The 20,733-nt window shown below is 66.8% G+C and carries 21 protein-coding genes; 9 read left to right on the top strand and 12 right to left on the bottom strand.

From position 1 onward, the window contains the following. Positions 1 to 35: 35 nt before the first annotated feature. From A5681_RS10585 to A5681_RS10560, 6 genes are read left to right on the top strand one after another with little or no spacing between them, the layout of a single operon-like run. The gene (locus tag A5681_RS10585) at positions 36 to 1,271 is read left to right on the top strand and encodes a CaiB/BaiF CoA transferase family protein (RefSeq protein ID WP_197498570.1); all 1,236 of its coding nucleotides are present in this window, start codon (positions 36 to 38) and stop codon (positions 1,269 to 1,271) included. Further along, positions 1,247 to 2,467 carry a CoA transferase gene (locus A5681_RS10580; RefSeq protein ID WP_331710646.1) on the top strand — a complete coding sequence of 407 codons (1,221 nt, stop codon included), beginning with the start codon at positions 1,247 to 1,249 and terminating at the stop codon, positions 2,465 to 2,467. Before A5681_RS10585 ends, A5681_RS10580 begins: the two co-directional genes overlap by 25 nt. Next, positions 2,464 to 2,913 carry a VOC family protein gene (locus tag A5681_RS10575; RefSeq protein WP_067273353.1) on the top strand — a complete coding sequence of 150 codons (450 nt, stop codon included), beginning with the start codon at positions 2,464 to 2,466 and terminating at the stop codon, positions 2,911 to 2,913. The genes A5681_RS10580 and A5681_RS10575 overlap by 4 nt, the downstream gene beginning before the upstream one ends. Before the next feature lie 52 nt (positions 2,914 to 2,965). Continuing rightward, positions 2,966 to 4,159: a cytochrome P450 gene (locus A5681_RS10570; RefSeq protein WP_082968300.1), complete on the top strand. Its 1,194-nt coding sequence runs from the start codon at positions 2,966 to 2,968 to the stop codon at positions 4,157 to 4,159. A 2-nt stretch (positions 4,160 to 4,161) separates the two neighbouring features. Continuing rightward, entirely contained in the window at positions 4,162 to 5,205 is a 1,044-nt protein-coding gene (locus tag A5681_RS10565) for an acyl-CoA dehydrogenase family protein (protein ID WP_067273351.1), read from the top strand. Between the two features lie 2 nt (positions 5,206 to 5,207). Beyond that, a complete protein-coding gene (locus A5681_RS10560) occupies positions 5,208 to 6,347 on the top strand; it encodes an acyl-CoA dehydrogenase family protein (protein WP_067273350.1) in 1,140 nt (379 codons plus the stop codon). A 3-nt stretch (positions 6,348 to 6,350) separates the two neighbouring features. On the opposite strand, the gene A5681_RS10555 is transcribed toward A5681_RS10560, so the two are convergent. Beyond that, positions 6,351 to 6,569 carry a hypothetical protein gene (locus tag A5681_RS10555; RefSeq protein ID WP_067273349.1) on the bottom strand — a complete coding sequence of 73 codons (219 nt, stop codon included), beginning with the start codon at positions 6,567 to 6,569 and terminating at the stop codon, positions 6,351 to 6,353. Positions 6,570 to 6,686: 117 nt separating this feature from the next. Here A5681_RS10555 and A5681_RS10550 point away from each other — a divergent pair, with 117 nt between their 5' ends. Continuing rightward, positions 6,687 to 7,982 carry an amidohydrolase family protein gene (locus A5681_RS10550; RefSeq protein WP_067273348.1) on the top strand — a complete coding sequence of 432 codons (1,296 nt, stop codon included), beginning with the start codon at positions 6,687 to 6,689 and terminating at the stop codon, positions 7,980 to 7,982. 13 nt (positions 7,983 to 7,995) lie between these two features. Here A5681_RS10550 and A5681_RS10545 read toward each other — a convergent pair whose 3' ends face one another. From A5681_RS10545 to A5681_RS10520, 6 genes are all read right to left on the bottom strand, one after another. Beyond that, entirely contained in the window at positions 7,996 to 9,327 is a 1,332-nt protein-coding gene (locus A5681_RS10545; protein ID WP_197498569.1) for an adenylate/guanylate cyclase domain-containing protein, read from the bottom strand. Between the two features lie 161 nt (positions 9,328 to 9,488). Further along, positions 9,489 to 10,436, bottom strand: coding sequence for an SMP-30/gluconolactonase/LRE family protein (locus A5681_RS10540; RefSeq protein ID WP_067273342.1), 948 nt, complete (start codon positions 10,434 to 10,436; stop codon positions 9,489 to 9,491). Further along, positions 10,433 to 10,969: a nuclear transport factor 2 family protein gene (locus tag A5681_RS10535; protein WP_067273338.1), complete on the bottom strand. Its 537-nt coding sequence runs from the start codon at positions 10,967 to 10,969 to the stop codon at positions 10,433 to 10,435. Before A5681_RS10535 ends, A5681_RS10540 begins: the two co-directional genes overlap by 4 nt. Before the next feature lie 5 nt (positions 10,970 to 10,974). Then, complete coding sequence (locus A5681_RS10530; RefSeq protein ID WP_067273336.1) at positions 10,975 to 11,790, bottom strand: SDR family NAD(P)-dependent oxidoreductase; 816 nt, start codon at positions 11,788 to 11,790, stop codon at positions 10,975 to 10,977. Between the two features lie 129 nt (positions 11,791 to 11,919). Then, positions 11,920 to 12,717: an enoyl-CoA hydratase/isomerase family protein gene (locus A5681_RS10525; RefSeq protein WP_067273331.1), complete on the bottom strand. Its 798-nt coding sequence runs from the start codon at positions 12,715 to 12,717 to the stop codon at positions 11,920 to 11,922. Beyond that, the gene (locus A5681_RS10520; protein WP_067274047.1) at positions 12,714 to 13,910 is read right to left on the bottom strand and encodes a cytochrome P450; all 1,197 of its coding nucleotides are present in this window, start codon (positions 13,908 to 13,910) and stop codon (positions 12,714 to 12,716) included. Before A5681_RS10520 ends, A5681_RS10525 begins: the two co-directional genes overlap by 4 nt. A 95-nt stretch (positions 13,911 to 14,005) precedes the next feature. On the opposite strand from A5681_RS10520, the gene A5681_RS10515 reads away from it, so the two are divergent. Together A5681_RS10515 and A5681_RS10510 are read left to right on the top strand one after the other, a co-directional pair. Beyond that, a complete protein-coding gene (locus A5681_RS10515; protein ID WP_067273330.1) occupies positions 14,006 to 14,818 on the top strand; it encodes an enoyl-CoA hydratase/isomerase family protein in 813 nt (270 codons plus the stop codon). 2 nt (positions 14,819 to 14,820) lie between these two features. Beyond that, complete coding sequence (locus tag A5681_RS10510) at positions 14,821 to 16,023, top strand: acyl-CoA dehydrogenase family protein (protein ID WP_067273329.1); 1,203 nt, start codon at positions 14,821 to 14,823, stop codon at positions 16,021 to 16,023. Positions 16,024 to 16,025: 2 nt separating this feature from the next. Here the strand turns inward: A5681_RS10510 and A5681_RS10505 are convergent, their stop codons facing one another. The 5 genes from A5681_RS10505 to A5681_RS28045 are packed head-to-tail and all read right to left on the bottom strand — an operon-like array spanning position 16,026 to position 20,706. Beyond that, positions 16,026 to 16,796: an enoyl-CoA hydratase/isomerase family protein gene (locus A5681_RS10505; protein WP_067273327.1), complete on the bottom strand. Its 771-nt coding sequence runs from the start codon at positions 16,794 to 16,796 to the stop codon at positions 16,026 to 16,028. A 9-nt stretch (positions 16,797 to 16,805) separates the two neighbouring features. Continuing rightward, the gene (locus A5681_RS10500; protein WP_067273325.1) at positions 16,806 to 17,603 is read right to left on the bottom strand and encodes an enoyl-CoA hydratase/isomerase family protein; all 798 of its coding nucleotides are present in this window, start codon (positions 17,601 to 17,603) and stop codon (positions 16,806 to 16,808) included. A gap of 6 nt (positions 17,604 to 17,609) precedes the next feature. Beyond that, on the bottom strand, positions 17,610 to 18,461 hold the full coding sequence (locus A5681_RS10495) for an enoyl-CoA hydratase/isomerase family protein (RefSeq protein ID WP_067273323.1): 852 nt from the start codon (positions 18,459 to 18,461) through the stop codon (positions 17,610 to 17,612). Further along, entirely contained in the window at positions 18,458 to 18,691 is a 234-nt protein-coding gene (locus A5681_RS10490; RefSeq protein WP_082968299.1) for a lipoyl domain-containing protein, read from the bottom strand. The genes A5681_RS10495 and A5681_RS10490 overlap by 4 nt, the downstream gene beginning before the upstream one ends. After that, positions 18,688 to 20,706, bottom strand: coding sequence for an alpha-ketoacid dehydrogenase subunit alpha/beta (locus A5681_RS28045; protein WP_067273320.1), 2,019 nt, complete (start codon positions 20,704 to 20,706; stop codon positions 18,688 to 18,690). The genes A5681_RS10490 and A5681_RS28045 overlap by 4 nt, the downstream gene beginning before the upstream one ends. Between the last annotated feature and the right edge of the window lie 27 nt (positions 20,707 to 20,733).

The raw sequence follows: 20,733 nt of genomic DNA, 5'->3' as shown, positions 1-20,733 counted from the left end.
TGGCAGAGGAACAAAATCTGTTTTATTGTTGCATGGTGAGCGTCGGGTTGTCCCACCTTCGGGTATGCGACCTCGGCGGTCAACTGGCCGGCGCCGGGGCGACGAAGATCCTGGCCGCCTTCGGTGCCGAGGTCATCCGAGTCGAAGACCCCGCAACGCGCGGGATGTGGGACGCGCTGCGCGGCGTCGGCCCGTTCGTCGACGAGCGCCGGGGCGTGAATCTGGGCGCCGGCTTCAACAACCACAACGTGGGCAAGCTCGGGGTGACCATCAACCTGCGTCAAGAGGCAGGCAAGCAGCTGTTGCGTGAGCTGATCGCCCTCTCCGACATCGTCTGCGAGAATTTCGCCGCCGGCGTGCTGGACAGGATGGGTTTCGGCTACGACGAGCTGCGCCGGATCAAGCCGGACATCATCTACGTCTCCAACTGCGGCTTCGGACATAGCGGCCCCTACCGCGATTTCAAGACCTGGGGTCCCATCGTTCAGGCGCTGAGCGGGCTCACCTTCACCGCCGGGTTGCCCGACCGTGAGCCCGCGGGATGGGGCTACTCGTACATGGACCACGTCGCCGCCTACTACATGACGGTCGCGATCCTGGCGGCCCTGCATCAGCGCGAACGCACCGGCGAGGGTCAATACATCGACTTGGCCACGGTGCCTGCGGGCATCGCGATGCTGCCCACCGAGGTGCTGGATTGGACGGTCAACGAGCGGCCCGCGCGCCGGCCGGGGTTCCCGGACGGCAACCACGCCGACTTCGGTGAGATGGCTCCGCATGGGATCTATCCGTGCCTGGGCGAGGACCGGTGGATCGCCATCGCCTGCCGCGACGACCGGGACGTCGCCCTGCTGTCCAAAGTCATCGACGAACCGCGATTGACAGACGACCGATTCGCCACCCTAGAGCAGCGGTTGCTCGGCGCCGACGCACTCGACGCACTCGTCAGCGCCTGCACTCAAACCCGCGAAGCCCCCTCGCTGGCAGCCGAACTCACTGCGGCCGGGGTGCCGGCGAGTGTCGTGAAGTCGCCGCGGGAACGGATCGACGAAGACCCGGACCTCGCCGACTGGGGACTCTTTCCGACCGTGACGCACCCCGAGATCGGCACGGTGCGCGTCGAAGGGGTTCCCCTGCGAATGTCGGCCTCGCCGTGGAACATTTCGCGGGCCGCGCCGTGTCTGGGCGAACACAACCGAGACGTGCTGGGCAGGCTGCTCGGGCGCAGTGATCAGGAGCTGGAAGAATTGACGAAGCGGGGTGTGATCTGAACGCGCTGAGCGGGATTCGCGTCGTCGAGATCAGCGGCCAGTTCACCCCCGTCGGGGGAAGGCTGCTCGCCGAACTCGGCGCGGAGGTCGTCGTGGTCGAACCTCCCGCGGGATCCTCACATCGGTCGCGACCGCCGTTCGCGCACGACAACATCGGGACGGATACCAGCCTGCGATGGTGGAGCGGCAACGTGGGCAAGAGGTCGGTGACCGTCGATCTCGACACCGCGGAGGGTGGTAACGCACTGGGGCGCCTGATCGCTGGCGCCGACATCGTGATCTCCGGGTCCGGCCCCGTCGGCGATGCCCGGCACCCGTCCCTGATCTGGGTGGCGGTCACCCCATTCGGCCTCGACAGCATGCGGGCCGACCAACCCGTCACCGACCTCACCATGCTCGCCGGCGGGGGTCCGGTCTGGAACTGCGGCTACGACGATCACTCCCTGCCGCCGATCCGCGGCGCCGGCGAGCAGTCGGCCAACCTCGCCGGCCTGTATTGCGCGATCGGAGCGCTGGTGGCCCTTGCGCACCGGGACCAGACCGGCCAGGGTCAGCTCGTCGACGTCAGCGTCAATGCGGCCTGCAACGTCAGTTCCGAGCAGACGACGTACCACTGGCTGGTCAACAACGAGACGTGCGTCCGCCAGACCGGCCGTCACGCGTACTTCACGCGGAGTCAACCGACGCAGGTCCGGTGCGCGGACGGCGCCTACGCCACCACCGGCGTGCTACCCCGCAAACCGACCGAATTCGCGAACCTGCTGACCTGGCTCGCGGACCTCGGCCTGACCGACGAGCTTCCCGAGGCGGTGTTCCTGGAAATGGCCGCCTCTCGCGACGAGCCGGTCGACATCGCGATGATCGGTGCCGACGACGAGACCACCGCGATACTGACGGCGGCCCGCGACGCGATCACCTTGATCGCTTCCCGGATGCCCGCCAACGAGTACTTCCTGGAAAGCCAGCGACGCGGATTCCCCGCCGGAGCGGTGCTGTCGCCCGACGAGGCCTTCGAGGACGAACACATCGCCGCCCGCGGGTTTCACGTGCCGGTCCACCACCCGGAGCTGGGGGAGACGTTCCGCTATCCGGGCACGCCATACCTTTTCAGCGCCACTCTTGCGGGCGGGCCCGTACGGCCACCCTTGCTCGGCGAACACAACGCGCTGCTCGACGAACTCGCCGACGACGCATGACCCCCGGTGACCGCCTCACCCATATCGGGCTGTGCGTCAGCGATCTCGAAAGATCCGTCCAGTTCTATTGCCTGGCAATGGGATTCGACGAATCCGGCCGGCTACGGGTGGACGGGCCCGATACGGCGCGGCTGCTTGGCGTGCCAGGCTTGGTGCTGGACCTCGTCTACCTGCAGCGCGACGGATTTCGCCTCGAGTTGCTCGGCTACCCGGTACCGGGCGTGCGCGAGAAGCGCCGGCCCCGTCGGATGAACGCGGTGGGCTTCACGCACCTGTCTTTCCGCGTCGGCGACGCGGACGCGGTCGTCGCGCGTATCGAACGCCTGGGTGGCCAAGCCCGACCGGAACGAACGGTCACATTCGACGGCGGCAACCGGGGACTGATGGCGACTGACCCCGACGGCAACTGGATCGAGTTGATCGAGCGCACGCCGCCGAGCGACTGAGCAGTTAGTCACTTAACGTCCGATTGTTCATTGCGATGATAGAGTCAGGGCTGTGCCAGCGACCAGCGAGTTGATGTATTCGCCGTTCTCCAAGGCGATCTTCGACGATCCGTACCCGGTGTACCGCAGATTGCGCGACGAGGCGCCGGTCTACCGGGATCCCGAAAACCGCTGGTGGGTCCTGTCCAGGTTCGACGACGTGTCGCAGGCTCTGCGGGATTGGGAGACATTCTCGTCCAAGCGCGGTCCGGCACCGGAGAACCCGGACAACGACGGACGGAAGTACTCGGTGATCTCGATGGACCCGCCTCGCCACGACCGCATTCGCGGGGTCCTCAAAGGGTTCTTCACGCCAAAAGCGGTCGCCGCGATGGAGTCTGCCCTGCGGGCCGTGGTCCACACGCACCTTGGCCGGCTGCAACCGGGTACCACCGTCGACGCGATGGAGGCGTTCGCGTTCTCGGTGCCCACGGACGTGATCGGTGATCTGCTCGGCGTGCCGCACAGCGACCGCGCGCAGCTGCGCGTCTGGTGGGAGGCCTTCCTCACCCGGGAGGAAGGGCAGGTCGCGATGCCGGCCAAAGCCATTGAGGCCAACCGCCTGATCAGCCAGTACATCGGTGACCTGATCGAGCGGCGCCGCACCGACCCGGGTGACGACCTGATCAGCGTCGTGCTGCAAGCCACGTTCGACGACCCCGAAGCCGGCGGCCAGCGCGCCCTGACCCCGCACGAGGTGCTCATGTTCTGCAATCTCCTGTCGGCCGCCGGCTCGGAAACCACGCAGAAGCTGATCTCCAACGGCCTCGTCGCGCTCGCCGAGCACCCCGAGGAGTGGCAGCGCATCGTGAAGGACCGCACCGTCATTCCCGCCGCGGTGAACGAGGCGCTGCGCTACGACACACCGAGCCACTGGGTGGCGCGCACCTTGACCAGGCCCGTCGAGCGACACGGCGTCACCATGGATGCCGGCGACTGGGTGCTGCTGCTCCTGGGCAGCGCCAACCGCGACGAACGGCGCTACCACGATCCCGACCGCTTCATCATCGACAGGCCGCGCGGCACCGACGTGTATTTCGGGTGGGGAATCCACATCTGTCTCGGGCAATGGTTGGCTCGCCGCGAGGCGCAGCTGGTGTTGGAGTACATCGCCGACAGGTTTCCCGACTACGCCATCGGGGCGCGGGAACGCGTGCTCACCGCGACGGTGCGCGGATACACCAGCGTGGAGATGACCCTGCGCTGACCATGGAGATCGCCTTTACCGACGAGCAGCAACTGCTCCGCGACACCGCCGCGCAGCTGGGGGCGAGCGTGGGGGTTTCCAGCGCGGACGACATCCCGGCCGGCGAGGCGCTCGACGCCCAGTGGCGCCGCCTGGTGGATCTCGGTGTGCCGACGTTGCGTTCGCCGCGCCTGTGCGGGCTCGAGGCGAGCGGCGTCGAAACCGTCATCGTGATCGAAGAACTCGCCAGAACCCTCAGCGCCGTTCCGGTGGCGGGCCAGGCGGTGCTGGCCACCGAGCTCCTCGAGGCGGCCGGCGCCGAGAAGGAACTGGAGCTCATCGCGGAAGGCGGCCTTCGGCTGGCGCCGGTGCTGGGCCCCGACTTGATGGGTTTCGGCTCGCCTCACCGACCGGGGGTGGCATTCGACGCCGCGGGCGCCACCCACGGACTCCTGACCGCCCGCACCGACGGACAACGTCGCCTGGTGTGCGCACCACTGTGCGGCGCCGGCCCGCGCGGACTGGACCTGACCCGTGAATTCCATTGTTTGCCAGCCGGTTCGGTCGCTTCGGCGGTAGTGACCGGCGAGGCCATCGATGACGAACGGTGGCAGCGGGTGGAGTCCTTGGCGATGACCGCCGTCGCCGCCGACCTGGTCGGCATCATGCAGGGTGCCCTGGACGACGCGGTCCGCTATGCGGGCGAGCGGGCTCAATTCGGGGTCAAGATCGGCTCGTTTCAGGCTGTGGGCCATCTGCTCGCCGACGCCCTGGTACGAGTGGAAGGCGCCCGGAGTTGCCTCTGGCACGCCGCGTGGGCGATCGACCACTCGCCGGCCGACGAGGCGCGGCTGGCGGCGATGACGGCCAAGGCATACGCCTCGGCCGCGGGCCGGGAGGTGGTGGAGACCACGGTTCAGGTCTTTGGTGGCATCGCGATCACCTGGGAGCACGTTTCACACCTGCGGCTGCGCCGGGCGCTGTTGGACCGGCGGTTGTTCGGCGACGAGACGGTGCACTACGAGGCCATCGCCGCTCTGCGGCTGGCGAACCGGGAACTCGCCTAGCCATGGACTTCAACGACAGCGCACCCGAAGCGCAGTTCCGCGCCGAGCTCAGGCAGTGGCTGTCCGAGCACGCCGCCGACGCCGCGATTCCCGACGACCCGGCGGCGCGGGCTGACGCGCAAAATGCCTGGCACCAAACGCTTTACGAAGCCGGCTACATCGGGTTGTCCTTTCCCGTCGAGTATGGGGGGCACGGCAAGGCGCCGGTCTACGAGGCGATCCTCAACGACGAACTCGGGCGGGCCGGCGCCGCGCCCATCGAGGGCGTCGGTCACCTCAGCAACGCGTTACGCCTTTTCGGAACCGACGAGCAGCGCGACACGCTGCTGCCCGGCCTGCTGTCCGGCCGCGTGCGCTGGTGTCAAGGGTTCTCCGAACCCGAGGCCGGATCCGACCTCGCCGGGCTGAAGACCCGGGCCGACTTCATCGACACCGGCGGGCGTGAGATGTTTCGCGTCAACGGCCGCAAGATCTGGACGAGCTTCGGTGCGGTTGCCGACTGGTGCTTCCTGCTGTGCCGCACCGAGCCGGACGCACGGAAGCACGCCGGCATTTCTGTGTTGCTGGTGCCGATGTCGACGCCCGGCATCGAAGTGCGGCCCATCGTGAACGCCGCGCGCAACCGCGAGTTCACCGAGATCACGTTCGACAACGTCGATGTACCCGCGGGTAATCTGCTCGGCGGGCGTGGGGAGGGCTGGTCCATTGCCAACCAGCTGCTTGCCTACGAGCGCGGTCCCAGCGACATCAACTGGATCGGCCGGCTCAAGACGCAGCTACGTCGCCTCGAGGACGACGTTCGCGTCGGCTGGCTCGAAGACTCGCCGTCGGCTCGGGCCCGGCTCGGGCAGGCCTACGTGGAGCTGCGCGCACTGCAGATCAAGGTCATGAGATCGCTCACGGAGCGCCAGAACGGTCGGCTTCCCGGACCCGAGGGTTCGGTGGACAAGTTGCTCATGACACGTGCCGACCAGTTCTTCGCCCACGCCATGATGGACCTTTCGGCCAGCGGCCCGCTGCTCACCGAAGGCCTGGAATGGGATATCTACGTGTGGTCGCGCGCCGCGAGCATCTACGGCGGAACGGCCCAGGTCCAGCGCAATATCGTCGCCCAGCGGGTGCTGGGCTTGCCGCGCGCCTGAGCGTCAGCCCTGTGGGTCCCGCGTCAGGTGCTTGTAGGCCTCCTGGAGCCCGTTGAGTCGTCGCATCAGGGTCTCGTCCTGATCGTCCGACGCGCCGAGTTTGGCAGCGACCTCGGCGATCTCGGCGGCGAGCCGTTCGGCCGCCTCACCTTTGGTGAGCAGGTCCTGGTCCGCCCAATCGTCGTGCGGGATGCGCGACTGTGGGTTATCGGGTGTTGTCATGGTCCTCCTTGATGCGCCCTGTTCGTTTGGGCTCCGGCCACCATCGGCGCTATAGTCAAATAGTCATAATCTGTTCACTTGTACCGTATCGCACGACTTCGAGAGACGACTCCCACAATGCCGCTGCAACCTTCGATGAAGCTCCTGTCCGTCGATGATCACCTGATCGAGCCACCGCAGGTCTGGGCGGACCGACTGCCGAAGAAATTCCTCGATGCCGGTCCCCGCATCGTCGATTTCCCGCGCGACGGGGCTCCGCCGGTGCAGCAGTGGGTCTACGAGGGCAGGGCCTATCCGAACATCGGGCTGAATGCCGTCGCCGGCAAGTCGCCGGAGGAGTTCGGTGTCGACCCAATCCGCTACGCGGACATGATCCCCGGGTGCTACGACCCGAAAGCCCGACTGGCGGACATGGACATCGACGGCGTGCACGCCATGCTTTGCTTTCCGTCCTTCCCGCGCTTCTGTGGCACCGTCTTCCTGGAGGGCGAGGACAAGGAACTCGCGCAGTTGTCCGTCCAGGCGTGGAACGACTTCTCGCTCGACGAGTGGTGCGCCACCGATCCCGCCCGGTTCATCCCGATGGCGATCACGCCGCTGTGGGACGCGGCCCTGATCGTCGCCGAGATCGAGCGGGTGGCGGCCAAGGGGGCCAGAGCGATTGGGCTGCCGGACAACCCGACCAACCTGAAGCTGCCCAGCTACCACACCGCGTACTGGGAGCCGGTGTGGTCGGCGCTCGAAGAGACCAACCTGACCGCGGTGATGCACTTCGGCAGCGGCGGATTCCCGCCCCAGACCGCACCGGAGGCGCCCTTCGCGGTGATGATCACCTTGATGGGCACAACGTCCATGGCCGCGGCGACCGAGCTCATCTTCTCGCCCGTCTTCCACAAGCACCCGAACCTCAAAGTCGCGTTCTCCGAAGGCGGCGTCGGCTGGATGCCGTACCTCGTCGAACGCGCGGACTACGTCTGGCGCAAGCACAAGTTCTACCAGAACATCCACCCCGCGGTGGCGCCGTCGGAGCTGTTCCGGCGCAACATTTCCGGATGTTTCATCGAGGACGAAGTCGGCATGTCGATGCGCCACCAGATCGGGATCGACAACATCACCTGGGAATGCGACTATCCGCACTCCGACTCCTTCTGGCCCAAGAGCCGCGCGCGCGCCGAGGAGATGCTCGCCGACGTCCCCGACGAAGAGGCCGCCAAGATTGTCGAACTCAACACGCGGCGCTGGTACGCCTTCCCCGAGGACGGCTTCAAATCCTGCACCGCGGATGCCGGGTGGCGCCCCAACGGCGGCAACCCGCCGGAGTACGACTACGACGAAGTCATGGCGGGCCATGGCGGCGTCGGCCTGGAGGCGTTCCTGAACAAGATGGAAGAGCAGAAGTCCCATAAGGTCTGACGCGCACGGAGCTTCAATCGACCGGTACGGCGATGTCGGTCGAATTGGTGCGGCCGCGCAGCACTTTGGAGTCGACGACCCGCCACCGCCCTGACTCCGCCTGACTCGCCATGACAAGTGCGGTGGCCGACGCGGCGACGCCCACCGATAGTTTGGCGACCTCGGTGAGCCGTGCCGCCTCGTTGACCGGGTCGCCGATCACCGTGTACTCGTAGCGGCCCGGGTGGCCGACGTTGCCGGCCACCGCCATGCCGGCCGAAACGCCGATGCCGGACTTGATCGGCGCGCCGGGCGGATTCAAAATCCTGTTGAGTTCGCGCGCTGTCGCCAGTGCATGCGAGGCCCTGTCATCGTCGTCGAGGGGAGCGCCGAAGACCGCCAGCGCCGCGTCCCCCTCGAACTTGTTGACGAAGCCCCGATTGGCTTCGACCGCGTTCACGACCATCGTGAAGAAGTCGTTGAGCGTCGCCAGCAACTCGGGTGGCTCCAGTGTGGTGGCCAGTCGTGTCGAGCCGACCAGGTCCACGAACAACACCGCCACTTCCCGGTTGACTCCGCCCATCTCGATCTGGTCACCGGCGGCGGCGAGTTGCTCGGCCAACCGAGCCACGTCCTGGCCGACGTGGCGGCCGAACAGGTCGCGCAGCCGTTCTCTTTCCCGAAGTCCGGTCGCCATTGTGTTGAAGCCCGCCTGTAACAGGCCGAGCTCGGAGGCGTCGAAAACGGCTACGGACACGTCGAATTCGCCGCGCTGAATCCGTTGCATGCCGTCCCTGACTTCGTCGATGGGATCGGCGATGGATGACGCGTTGAATGCGGCGACCACCAAGCCACAGGCCATGGTGCAACCCCCGAGCACGAGAACAACCAGCGCCAGCCGATGCGCGGAGTACTCGACGAAGAGGGCGCTCGCGGCAACGAGCATGACCATCAACGCCGGAACTCCCGTTCCGATCACCCAGGCGCTTACCGCACGCAGCCGAAGACCCGGCCCCCGGGGCTGCGTCGGCGGGTCTTCGGTGAGCAGCCTGGCCGCCGTCGGCCTCAGCGCAATTCTGCACATCCAATAGGACAGCGCGGTCGTCACGATGGCTCCGAGCAGAATGGACACTCCCAAGGTTGCCGCCAGCCAGGGTGTATCGAGATTTGTGAGCACGAAGACGACGACGGCCGCCGACCATACGGCCCCATGAACCACGGCCATCCTCGTCGGGATGGCCAGGACGACACGGCGCGCGGTGGCATCGCTTGCCTCCGCGGGCAGGCTCAACAAGATGTACCCACAGATCCCGGCCAGCGGCAGGGCGATGCCGGAATAGCAAATTCCTGCAACGATATTGACCACCATTACATGGTGTTCGCGGAGCGCCGCACCCGTCGGCAGAGCCCAGGCGGTCAGTGCTGCGATCAGGGTTGAGCCGACGACGGTCGGGACAATCGCCCCCGACATCACGAGTGATTTGCCGGAGGGCGCGAACGGCGAACGCAGCCGGCGCCGGGCCAGCTTCACGGTGACGCCTGCGCAGCGCCCAGATGTGCCCGCCAATTCCGGACCGTCACCAAACGTCCCGATGAGGCGAGTGTCATGAACAACGTGTCGCCATCGGTGCTCACGGCGACGTTGGTCGTCATCGGGTCGTCGGCGGGAATCGTCCCCAGCAGTTCACCGGTCGGGGAGATGACGGTGACGCCGCCGGTACCCAGAGTGGCGACGAGGATTCTGCCGGTGGCGTCGACACAGAGCCCATCGGCCCCTCCGACATTCAGCGGGCCCCCGCTGGGCACCGTTGCCAGACCGCGCGCCCGGGTCACCACTCCGGGGCCGTCGAGCGTGAACTCCCAGACCCGGCGCGTGCGCGTCTCGGCCACGTAGAGCAACGCCCCGTCCGGGGACAGGGCAACGCCGTTGGGCATCTCGAGTGGGTAGACGATCTCGCGAAGACCATCGTCGACGGTGCCGTAGAGCAGGCCGGTCATGCCGCGGCTGCGGTTGCGCGCGGCTCCACCGTCGGTGACGTAGAAGCCGCCATCGCCGTCAACGCAGATGTCGCTCGGCCGCATCAGCGGCAACGTGCCGCCGGAGCGCGTGACGAATTCGGTGCACAGGGTGCTGACCCGACCGTCGGCTTCGACCAGCTGCAGTGCGGGAGCGACGGGGTGGTCGGGCGGTCCTACCGGCCGGAAAAGTATTGCGCAGCCGGCGAAGTCGTAGGGCCACGGGCCGAGCCCGAAGGTGGAGCCGCCGTTCTGGCAGACCAGCAGCCGACCGTCCGGAAGCCGGGCCACCCCGTTGGGGCCGCCGCCTGTCTCGGCGACCGTCTCGGTGACGCCGTCGGGGCGGACACGGGTGATCCTGCCGGCCGCCATCTCCGAGATCACGACGGAACCGTCGTCGAAGACGACCGGGCCTTCGGGGAAGGACAGCCCCTCGGCTAGGCAACGGCCGGAGCTCACAGCCGCGTTTCCCCGTCGGCCTTGCTCTGCCACCAAGCCGTGAAGACCGGATCGGTCAGCGGCAGGTCACCGACGCCGGTCTGGTTTCGTGGCCAGGCTGCGGCTTTCTGTGTCAGGGGCGACGGCCGGCGGCTCACGCCGTAGAACAGGCGATGCCTTCTATGCAGGAACAGCCAACGCCCGCAGTGCCGCTCGTAGCGGTCTTCGTACTTGATGAGCTGTTCGACAAACCCCTCGGCGTCGGTCTGGGCGAAACACTGGGCCCAAACCTGCCCACGGGCGCGGTCCGCTGTGTCCAGCTCGACGAGGTGGTTAGCGACAAGAATGACCGCGAATACGCTCCCGTCGACGCTGGCCGACATCAGCCGGCGCAGGGCCTCGGGGCCCTCTCCGTGGTCGCCGAACCGGGCGTGCGGGACGAACAATTCGGCCATCGCGGCGACGTCCCGCGATTCGATCGCGGCGGCGTAACGGTAAGGCAGTTGACGAATTTCCTCCTTCGCCAACAGGTCCCGAATTTCGGTGTCGTGCATCGTGGCTAGGGCACCGGGGTCGACGGGCCGAGTACGTATTGACCCGATTGCGGATGGTGGTACCAGCCGCCGGCCGCCGATGTCCCGCCGTCGACGTGCAGCGTTTGCCCGGTCACGTAGGCGCTGAGGTCACTGGCGAGGAAGATTGCGGCTCCGGCCATTTCGTCGACGTGGCCCGCGCGGCCCATCGGCACCATGAGTTTGGCGTTTTCGACGCCGTTGGGCGCCATCTTCTGCAGGCTCTCGGTGAGCGTGAAGTCGGGCGCGAGCCCGTTGACGCGGATGTTGTGCGGTGCGAGTTCCAGCGCAGCGGTCTTGGTGAAGTTGACCACCCCCGCTTTGGCCGCGGCGTAGGCGGCAAACCCGGGCGCGGCGCGTACCGCCTCGATGGTGCTGATGTTGATGATGCTGCCGCCTTGTCCCGCCTCTACCAAGGCCCGCGTAACGCGCTGCGTACAGAGCAGCACCTGCGTCAGATTGATCCGGATCAGGGCATCCCAGCCGTTGGGCGAGGTGTCCAGCAGGCCCGACCAGAAGACCCCGCCGGCATTGTTCACCAGGATGGTAGGAATCCCCAGCGCGTCTACGGTGGTGGCGAGCGCCGCGTCGACCTGTTCGGCGTTGCGTACGTCGGTGACGCAAGCGAGGCCGCCCACCCGCGCGGCCACCTCCGTGGCACTCGGCTGGTCCTTCTCCCAGATGGCCACCCGTGCCCCGAATTCGGTGAGGGCCTCGGCGATGCCGCTCCCGATCCCACCGCCTCCGCCCGTGACGACGGCGACCTGACCGTTCAGCGAGGCGGCGCTCCGGTGCAGCGTCATTCGCTTCTCCTCACGCCCTGGGACGGCATCGGGGATGCGGGCCTCCACCAGCTCGCGGCGAGAGACAGATTAACACTGGGTGTTCAATTATCCAATCGAGTCATCGCGGCATTGGGCAGCTGCGAGAACTCAGCGTCCACGAAAGTCCGGGTCGCGTCGCTCCGTGAAGGCCGCCATGCCCTCGGCGACGTCGTCGGTCGCGGCGACCTGCTCCACCAACAGCGCCTCGGTGCGAAAGGCGGCATCGCGGTCGACGTCGAACGCCTGATTCAGCATCGCCTTGGCCGCCGCCAGCGCACGGGTGGGCCCATTAGCAAGCCGCTCGGCCCACGCGGCGGTCTCGGCTTCAAGGTCGTCGGCGGCGACGACCTTGTTGACCAGGCCGAGGCGTTCGGCCTCGGCCGCGGACAGCTCCTCGCCGAAGAACAGCAGCTGCTTTGCGACGTTGAAGGGGACCTTGCGCGCCAGCAGATAGGCGGCACCCCCGTCGGGCGCGAGCCCGCGCCGCGCGAAAAGCTCGATGATGCGGGCACTTTCGGAGGCCACGATGAGATCGCAGGCCAGCACCATGCTGGCGCCCACCCCGGCGGCGATTCCGTTGAGCGCGCACAGCACCGGTTTCTCGCAGTCCAGCAATGCGGACACCACCGCCTGAGATCCGGTACGCAGGATGCGGGCGGCGTCGCCCGCTACGCGGTCCTTCTTGGGCTGCATTCCCGGGTCCCGCAGGTTGGGTCCCGTACAGAAATGCTTGTCACCGCGGCCGGTGAGCACCACCGCCCGTACGCCTGCGTCGTCGGACGCGGAGCGCAGGTTTTCGATGAGGGCCTGCTGCACCGCCCGCGTCACCGAATTGCCGGACTCTGGGCGGTCCAAGACCAACCAGAGCACCGCGCCCTCGGTGCGGACGGCAAGCCCGGGGGTCACAGCCGCATCGGCACGCTGGCGGGGCCGCGCACCGAATTCGTGTGCACGTACTCCACGTTGGCTTCGTCGACATCCCAGATCGGGAAACGCTTCAGCGTCTCTTCAAGGGCGACCCGGGCCTCTAGACGGGCCAGCGCCGCACCCAGGCAGAAGTGCGAGCCGTGGCCGAAGCTGATGTGGCGGATCCCCGCGCGCTCGACGTCGAGGACGTCGGGGTTCGCATATTGGCGTTCGTCGCGGCCCGCTGACCCGGTCAGCAGCGCAACACGTGAGCCCGCCGGGATGAGCGTGCCGTTGTAGGTGGCATCGCGTTTCGTGTAGCGGCCCTGCACGGGCGACGGGGCGTCGTAGCGGAGCAGTTCCTCGACGGCGTTGCCGATGAGCTCTGGGCGGTCGACCAGCTTGGCCCGCTGGTCGGGGTACCGCGCCAGCGTCAGCGCGGCCCATCCCAGCAGGCGCGCGACGGTCTCGTTGCCGGCGACGTTGATCATTGCGATGAACATCAACACTTCACCGTCGTCCAGGCGACGGGTCTCGCGGCCCGCCTGGACCAGGTCGGAGGCCATCAGGCGGCCGACGATGTCGTCGGTCGGTGTGGCCCGCCGTCGCTGAATCTGATCCGCGTAGTAGGCGAACAGCTTCGCGTTGGCCTGCTGGCCCTCCTCGCTGAGCTGGGTCGTGCCCTCGTCGCGGTGTAGCTGGGCATCCGACCACTCACGCAGGTTGTCGTGGTCTTCCTCGGGAAAGCCCAGCATGGAGCTGATCACCATCACCGGGAGCTTCATCGAGAACTCGCGCACGTAGTCAAAGCCGCCCGTCCCCACGAACGCATCCAGGTAGTCACAGCAGAGCGAGCGCACCCGGTCCTCGAGCTGAGCGATCTGGGTGCGAAAGAATGTGCGATTGACCATTTTTCGCAGTGCGGTGTGATCGGGCGGATCCATCATGATCATCGCCCGCGGCGGCGGCCACGGCTCGTCAGTGATCGCATCGAGGGTGAGCCCATGCGACGAGGAGAACGTCTCGGTGTCCAACGACGCCTCCATCACGTCGGCGAACCGGCTCAACGCGTAGAAGTCGTAATGCTCGTTGTAGTACGTTGGCGCTTCGTCGCGCAGCCGTTTCCAGACCCCGTACGGATTCTGGTGCAGCGCGCGGTCGAACGGATCCCAACGTAACTCGATCGTCGTCATCGGCACCGTCCTCTCGTGAAAGAACACTATTACATTATCTGTATAGTTGCACCATCGGCGACGATGTGCTTGCCCGGTCTTGAGGAGGACGAACGATGGAAACGCGTGAACTCGAGCATGTGATCTACCAGAAGGACGGCCCCATTGCGCGGATCATCCTAAACAACCCCAACGCCGCCAACGCACAGTCCTCCGAGATGGTCCACAGCGTCAACGAGGCGCTGGACGATGCGCAGTACGACTATGACATCAAGGTCGTCATCATCAAGGCCAACGGCAAGGGATTCTGCTCAGGCCACATCCCCACCGGCGCGTATCCCGAGTTCATGGCCGAACTGCAGGCGTCGGGGAAGGTGTGGCGTTCCGCGGCACAACTGTTCCTTTGGCCGGTGCTGAAGTTGTGGGAATTTCCCAAGCCCGTGATCGCCCAGGTGCACGGGTATGCGATCGGCGGGGGCACGACCTGGGCGCTGATTCCCGAGATCACCGTCTGCTCCGAGGACGCGTGGTTCCAGATGCCCCTGGTGCCGGGCTTCGGCCTGCCGGGCGCCGAGACCATGTTCGAGCCGTGGGTCTTCATGAACTACAAGCGGGCCGCCGAATACCTGTACACCGCTCAGCGGTTGAGCGCGGCGGAAGCGCTCGAGTTCGGTCTGGTGAACCGAGTGGTCCCCGCGGATCAACTCGAGGCCACCGTCGAGGAACTGGCGGCGCAGATCGCGAAGGCACCCCTGATCACCCTGCAGGCCGTCAAGTCCGGCGTCATCCGCGCGTGGGAGACCATGGGGTTCCGTACCCACCAGCAGGCGACCAACGATCTGCAAGCGATGGTGACCGGCAGCAAGGAGTTCCAGGAGTTCATGGCGGAGCTGATGAAGAAGGGCTCCAAACCCACCGAGCGCATATAGCCATGCCTTTGAAACCGATCATTCGCTTCGGCGGTGATGAGAGCACCGAGTCATTGCGGGCCTTGATCCGCGAGTGGCTGGCAGCCAACCTCCCGGACGAATTCCGCCGCACCGCCGCGAATCCCGACTACCTCCCGCGCGACGCTCACGAGCGTGCGGTCGCGTTCTGCAAGGCGCTGCACGAGCAGGGATGGTTCGTGCCGCATTGGCCCGCCGAGTACGAAGGTGGCGGACGCGGGATCGTTGAACAGGTGGTCATCCGTGAGGAACTCGCTTATGCGGGCGCGCCGTTAGTGAACACCAACGGCGTCAACATGTTGGCGCCGGTGCTGTTCAAATACGGCACGCCCGAACAAAAGGCGGAGCATCTGCCCGCCATTGCGCGCTCGGAACGGATGTGGGCACAAGGTTATTCGGAGCCAGAGGCCGGCTCGGACCTGGCGTCGCTGCGCATGACGGCCCGGCGAGAAGGCGACGAGTACGTCCTGGACGGGCAGAAGACCTGGACCAGCAATGGCGTGCTCGCCGACTGGATCTTCGTCCTGGCCCGCACCTCGCCCGTGGCGGACAAGCGCCAGGCCGGCATCTCGTTCTTCCTCGTCGACCTGGAAAGTCAGGGCATCACCCGCCGGCCCATCCGATCCATGACCGGCTATCCGACGTTCGCGGAGGAATTCTTCGACGGTGTGCGGGTGCCCGCCGCCAACCTCGTCGGGGCGGAGGGCGAGGGCTGGACGGTCGGCAAGGCGCTGCTGGACGCCGAACGGTCAAACGTCACCAGGGCGGCCCAGGCCCAGCGTTATCTCGATGAGCTCATTGACTGGTGTCACGCGCAGAAAGGTTCCGCGCACGACCCCCTTTCCGATCCCGCCAACCGCATCGCGTTGGCCCGCGCCGTCGAACGCGTCGAGGTGGGCCGCGCCCTGTCGTATCGGGTCGCCCACCTGCAGGCCGCCGGCGCGCTGGATCCCGCGCTGCCGTCATTGTCGAAGCTGTATCACTCCGAATTGACCGCCGAGCTACGCGGACTCGGGGCCCAAATCCTGGGTCCGGCAGGCGAACTCATGCCCGATGACCCTGACGCCGTACTCGACGGGCACTTCTCCGAAGGTTTGTTGCTTTCGGTGCTCCACACGATTGGCGGTGGCACCAGCGAGATCCAGCGCGACCTGATCTCGACGGTCGGTCTGGGACTGCCGCGCTGACGTCAGGAGTATGCGGCTCGTCCTTCGGCGGCCGCCGAACGTTGTTGCGCCACGGTTGCCATCGCCAGCTCGAGCGGATGAAACGCGGCGAGCTGAGCCGCCTCGGCGGAATTGATCAGCCGCTTGGTCATTTCGACCGCCCCGGCGTCGGCCCGGAGAAGTTCGTCAGCGATGGCCAGTGCGCGGCTGACGGCGGACCCGGGTTCAACGATCTCGTTCACCAGCCCAAGCTGCTCGGCCTGGCTGGCCGGCAGTCGTGTTCCCCGTAGCAGTAACGAGGCAGCGCGGTTGCGGCCTAGCTGTTGCGTTAAGCGCCAGGCCAATCCGCCGTCGGGCACCACCGCACGCGCGACGAACGGGGCGGCAAAGAATGCGTCGGAAGCGCAGACGACGAGGTCGCACGCCAGCGCCAAGCTCCAACCGAGACCAACGGCCGCACCCTCGACTGCTGCGACCGTCGGTACAGGCACAGCTTTGAGTTGTTCCATCACGCGTTGGGCGTGTTCGACGCGGCCGGCAGGACCCAATGGACCGTCGCCGTGCGCCGGGCCCGTCTTCAAATCTCCACCGGCGCAGAAAAAGTCTTCAGCACCGGCCAATACCAACGCGCGGTCGCCGTACGCAACCACTCCGCCAAGCGCCATGGACAATTCGGTCCAGGATTGGTAACACAAGGCGTTGCGCTGGCGCGGTCGATCGAGAAGGATCAATGCGATGCCGTCTCGATCTTCGTAGCGAATCAGCGCTGGCTCCGAGTTGGTTTTGCCGGTCATCCAGTAGTCCTACCGGTTGAGGAACTTGTCGATGGCGGCCCGGTGTTCGGGCGTGGTGAAACACTCAGTCTCGGCGGAGATTCCGTATTCGAGGATGCCGGTGATCGCGCGCTGGGCGTGCAGGTTCAGCGTCCGCTTGGTGTCCTGCACGGCCCTCGGTGGCAACGCGGCCAGGCGGTGGGCAATCGACAGCCCCTCCTGCTTGATCTCCGCGTGCGGCACGACCCGGTTGGCCAAGCCCAACTCGACCGCCTTGTCGGCCTTGATGCGTTCGCCGAGCATCAGGTACTCCTTGGCCTTCAACAGGCTCATCAGCAGCGGCCATAGCACGGACCCACCGTCACCGGCGACCAGCCCGCTCGCGACATGGGTGTCGGCGAAGAAGGCGCGGTCGGACATCAGGACGATGTCGCACAACACTGCGATGCTGCACCCGAAGCCGACCGCGGGCCCGTTGACGGCCGCGACGACGGGCAGCGGAAAGTCGATCATGTCGCGCACGATGCGGCGGGCGTCGCGCATCCCGGCGCGCCGTGTCACGGGGTTGTTGACGTGGGTTTCCAGCCATTCCACGAGGTTTCCGCCGGCGGAGAAGTAGTCACCCGTGCCGGTGATCAGCACAGCCCGCGCGTCGGGATCTTCGGCGAGGGTGGACCACAGCCGCGTGAACGCCGTGTGCATCCGGTTATTGACGGCGTTGGCATCGTCGGGGTTGTTCAGCGTCACGATCCGGACCGGACCGTCAACCGCCACGAGTATCTCGTCGCAGCCGGTCAGTTCCGACGTGCCCTGCGGTAGGTCGGTCATGGGCTGTCAACCATCCTCGTCCGGCGCCAGCCACGCCGATCGTCTGGTCTGAACGAACGCGTCTCGATCGCGGTTGGACGCCCAAGCCGGAGGCCGCTTCTGCAGGAACGCAGTGAACGCCTCTATCTGTTCGGCGGTTCCGATCGACGACCAGTAACCCGTCACGTCGACCGGTGGCAGCGCGCGCGCCATCTCGCGTTTGACGGACGCGCGAGCGGTGGGGCCCGTCTTTCGAACTCGTTCGAGCAACGCATCGACCTCCGACCGCAGGGCGTCGTGCGCAACGACCTTACCGACCAGCCCAAGCCGCTCGGCCTCCTGTGCGTCGACCCAATCATTGCCGTAGATAAGGTGATTCGCCCTCAGGGTGCCCAGTCGCTGCGGTAGTCGGGCGGCGACGAACGCTTCGTAGACACCGCGGGTGAGATCGGGGACCCGGAACCGGGCGCGATCGGATGCGACGACTAGGTCGGCGAACAATGTCATTACCAAGCCGCCGCCCATGGCGATGCCGTTGACGGCGCAGATTACGAGTTTCGGTATCTTCCCCAGTGTTTCAAACGGGGTTCCGTCATAAGACTCGGTGAACGCGTCCCACCTGCGATCCGGGTTCTGCACCGCGTTCATGTCGCCGCCCGCACAGAAGACGTCGCCCGTCCCGGTGATCACCAAGAAGTTCAGGTCCGGTTCGTCGGCCACGATCATCGCGGCCCGTTTGATTCCGTGATAGCCGTCCGCGGTGACGGCGTTCTTCTTCTCCGGTCGGTTGATGGTGACGGTCAGAGTGTCGCCGTTGATGCGCCCGTCGAGTTCTGCGGCGCAGAGGTCGACGTCGACGGAATCCGGTAGCGAGTTCACCGTGCCTCGATCACGGCGAGCAGTTCGCCGACGTCATAGCTTGCCCCGGGGCTGACCTTCCAGGTAACGATGCCACTGGCCGGCGCTTCGATGTCCATCTCGACCTTGTCGGTGGCGATCTGGTACAGCGCATCCCCTTCGGAGACGTGGGCGCCGTCCGATACGTAGATTTCGGTCACCTCTGCTTCGGTGATCGCGTCGCCCGGCTTCGGCATCCGCACCTCCGTCACACGATCCTCCTGACGGCTTCGACGAGTCGCGCGGCGTCGGGGCGGCACGCGGCTTCCAATGTCGTCGCACGCGGGACGGGCGTGTAGGTGCCGGCCACGCGCTGGATCGGGCTCGCCAGCACGCCGAAGAGCTCCGTTCCGACGGCCGCGGCGATTTCGGCTCCCGGGCCGCAGAATCCGACGGACTCGTGGGCGACGACGAGGCGACGGGTTTTGCGGACGGATTCGAAGACGGTGGCCAGATCCAACGGCACCAGCGTGCGCAGGTCGACCACCTCCACCGAAACACTCTGGGCAGCAAGCTGTTCGGCGGCGTCGAGTGCGGCGTGCACTAGGCTGCCGTAGGTGCAGACTGTGACGTCGGTGCCAACGCGTTTGACGTCGGCCTGGCCGAGCGGGATCACGTAGTCGGCCGTCGGAACGGGTCCCTTGCCGCCGCCGTAGTACAGCTTCATCGATTCGATGAACAGGCAGGGATCGTCCTCCGCCAGGCAGGCGTTGAGCAGCCCGACGGCATCGGCGGCGGTGCTGGGCCACACGACCTTGATGCCCGGTGTGTGCATCGCCCATGCCTCGAAGGCCTGGGAGTGCTGCGGGCCGGCCGCCGTGCCGACCATGGCGCGGATGACGACCGGGGCGCCCTGCCGGCCGCCGGACATGTAGCGGATCTTGGCGGCGTGGTTGGCGATCTGGTCCATGGCCACGCCGAGGAAGTCGACGAACATGAGCTCCGCCACCGGCCGGAGACCGCCGAGGGCCGCACCCACCGCGGCGCCGATGATCGAGGACTCCGCGATCGGTGTGTCGCGCACCCGGTGGCTGCCGTATTTCGTCGACAAACCGGCGGTGATCTTGAACATGCCGCCCGACGGGTCGGCGATGTCCTCGCCCAGGAGCACGATCGAATCGTCGGCGGCCATCGCGCGGTCCAGCGTGCGGTGAATCGCCTGCACGAGGCCGAGGGTCTCGGTTTCACCTCCGGGAATCGCGGCACGTTCCGTCACCGGTGCGGCGATCTCGATGCCGTGCGCGGCGAACACGTCGCGGGTCAGTTCATCGGCATCGGGCGGTTCGGCGTCGCGCGCGGCGGCGAAGGCCGCGTCGATCTCGGCGACCAGCTCCACATCGATGCGGTCGAGGTCTGCCTCGTCGGCCAGGCCCTCCTCGACGAGCCGCCGCCGATACCGGGCGAAGGGCGGGTCGGCGCGCTTGGCGGCCAGTTCGTCCGGGTCGGCGTAGGGCATCTGATCACCGAAGTAGTGCCCCTGCAGGCGGTAGGCGACGGCTTCGACGAAAGACGGCCCGGCGCCGGAGCGAGCCCGCTCGGCCGCCTCGGCCACGGCCTGGTAGACCGCGTGCGGGTCGGTGCCGTCGACCGTGACGCCGGGCATCGCGTAGCCCGCGGCCCGGTCGGACAAGCGCGTCGTGCGGGTGTACCCGGCTACCGGCGTGCATTCGGCCCAGGCGTTGTTCTGGCAGAAGAACACCACCGGAAGCGCCCACAGCGCCGCCATGTTCATCGCCTCGTGGACGTAGCCGATGCTGGTCGCCCCGTCACCGAAGCTCACCAGCACCACGCGATCACCGCCCTTGACGGCCTCCGCTAGCGCGATCCCGTTCGCGATCAGGGGACCGGCGCCCACGATGCCGGTGGTCCAGGCGATGCCATGCTCGGGGTCGTAGATGCCCATCGCGCCGGCCTTGCCCTTCGACAGGCCGGTGCCGCGGCCCAGGATCTCGGCGAAGTACCCGGGCAGGTCGATGCCCTTGGCCACGACGTCGCCGAGTCCGCGATAGGTGGTGACCAGCTGGTCGGTGCTCGAGAGGGCGAGCGCGGCCCCGGCCGACATCGCCTCCTGCCCGTCCACCGGCCAGTAGCTCATCGCGATTTCACCGGAAGACAGCCCTTTTCGGACGCGCTGGTCGCTGTGGTGCACCTTGCTCATGAGCCGATACAACTCGACGGCGCGGCCGCTGCTCAGGGCCCGGCTTTCGGTGTCTACTTGCGTGGCCATCACCCCTCCTTCGCCATGCGCACTCCG

Origin of the sequence: Mycobacterium scrofulaceum (genome assembly GCF_001667885.1) — a bacterium.
Taxonomy (GTDB): Bacteria; Actinomycetota; Actinomycetes; order Mycobacteriales; family Mycobacteriaceae; genus Mycobacterium; species Mycobacterium scrofulaceum_C.
The sequence above is the reverse complement of the archived record's forward strand: the minus strand, read 5'-3'. Positions and strand labels throughout refer to the sequence as shown.

Excerpts from the sequence above, each read along its gene's own strand:
- A5681_RS10560 (WP_067273350.1), top strand. The coding sequence starts at position 5,208 with ATGGACTTCAACGACAGCGCACCCGAAGCGCAGTTCCGCGCCGAGCTC.
- A5681_RS10565 (WP_067273351.1), top strand. The coding sequence starts at position 4,162 with ATGGAGATCGCCTTTACCGACGAGCAGCAACTGCTCCGCGACACCGCC.
- A5681_RS10505 (WP_067273327.1), bottom strand. The coding sequence starts at position 16,796 with ATGACCGGCAAAACCAACTCGGAGCCAGCGCTGATTCGCTACGAAGAT.
- A5681_RS10515 (WP_067273330.1), top strand. The coding sequence starts at position 14,006 with ATGGAAACGCGTGAACTCGAGCATGTGATCTACCAGAAGGACGGCCCC.
- A5681_RS10555 (WP_067273349.1), bottom strand. The coding sequence starts at position 6,569 with ATGACAACACCCGATAACCCACAGTCGCGCATCCCGCACGACGATTGG.
- A5681_RS10530 (WP_067273336.1), bottom strand. The coding sequence starts at position 11,790 with ATGACGCTGCACCGGAGCGCCGCCTCGCTGAACGGTCAGGTCGCCGTC.
- A5681_RS10510 (WP_067273329.1), top strand. The coding sequence starts at position 14,821 with ATGCCTTTGAAACCGATCATTCGCTTCGGCGGTGATGAGAGCACCGAG.
- A5681_RS10500 (WP_067273325.1), bottom strand. The coding sequence starts at position 17,603 with ATGACCGACCTACCGCAGGGCACGTCGGAACTGACCGGCTGCGACGAG.
- A5681_RS10575 (WP_067273353.1), top strand. The coding sequence starts at position 2,464 with ATGACCCCCGGTGACCGCCTCACCCATATCGGGCTGTGCGTCAGCGAT.
- A5681_RS10535 (WP_067273338.1), bottom strand. The coding sequence starts at position 10,969 with ATGCACGACACCGAAATTCGGGACCTGTTGGCGAAGGAGGAAATTCGT.
- A5681_RS28045 (WP_067273320.1), bottom strand. The coding sequence starts at position 20,706 with ATGGCCACGCAAGTAGACACCGAAAGCCGGGCCCTGAGCAGCGGCCGC.
- A5681_RS10520 (WP_067274047.1), bottom strand. The coding sequence starts at position 13,910 with ATGACGACGATCGAGTTACGTTGGGATCCGTTCGACCGCGCGCTGCAC.
- A5681_RS10550 (WP_067273348.1), top strand. The coding sequence starts at position 6,687 with ATGCCGCTGCAACCTTCGATGAAGCTCCTGTCCGTCGATGATCACCTG.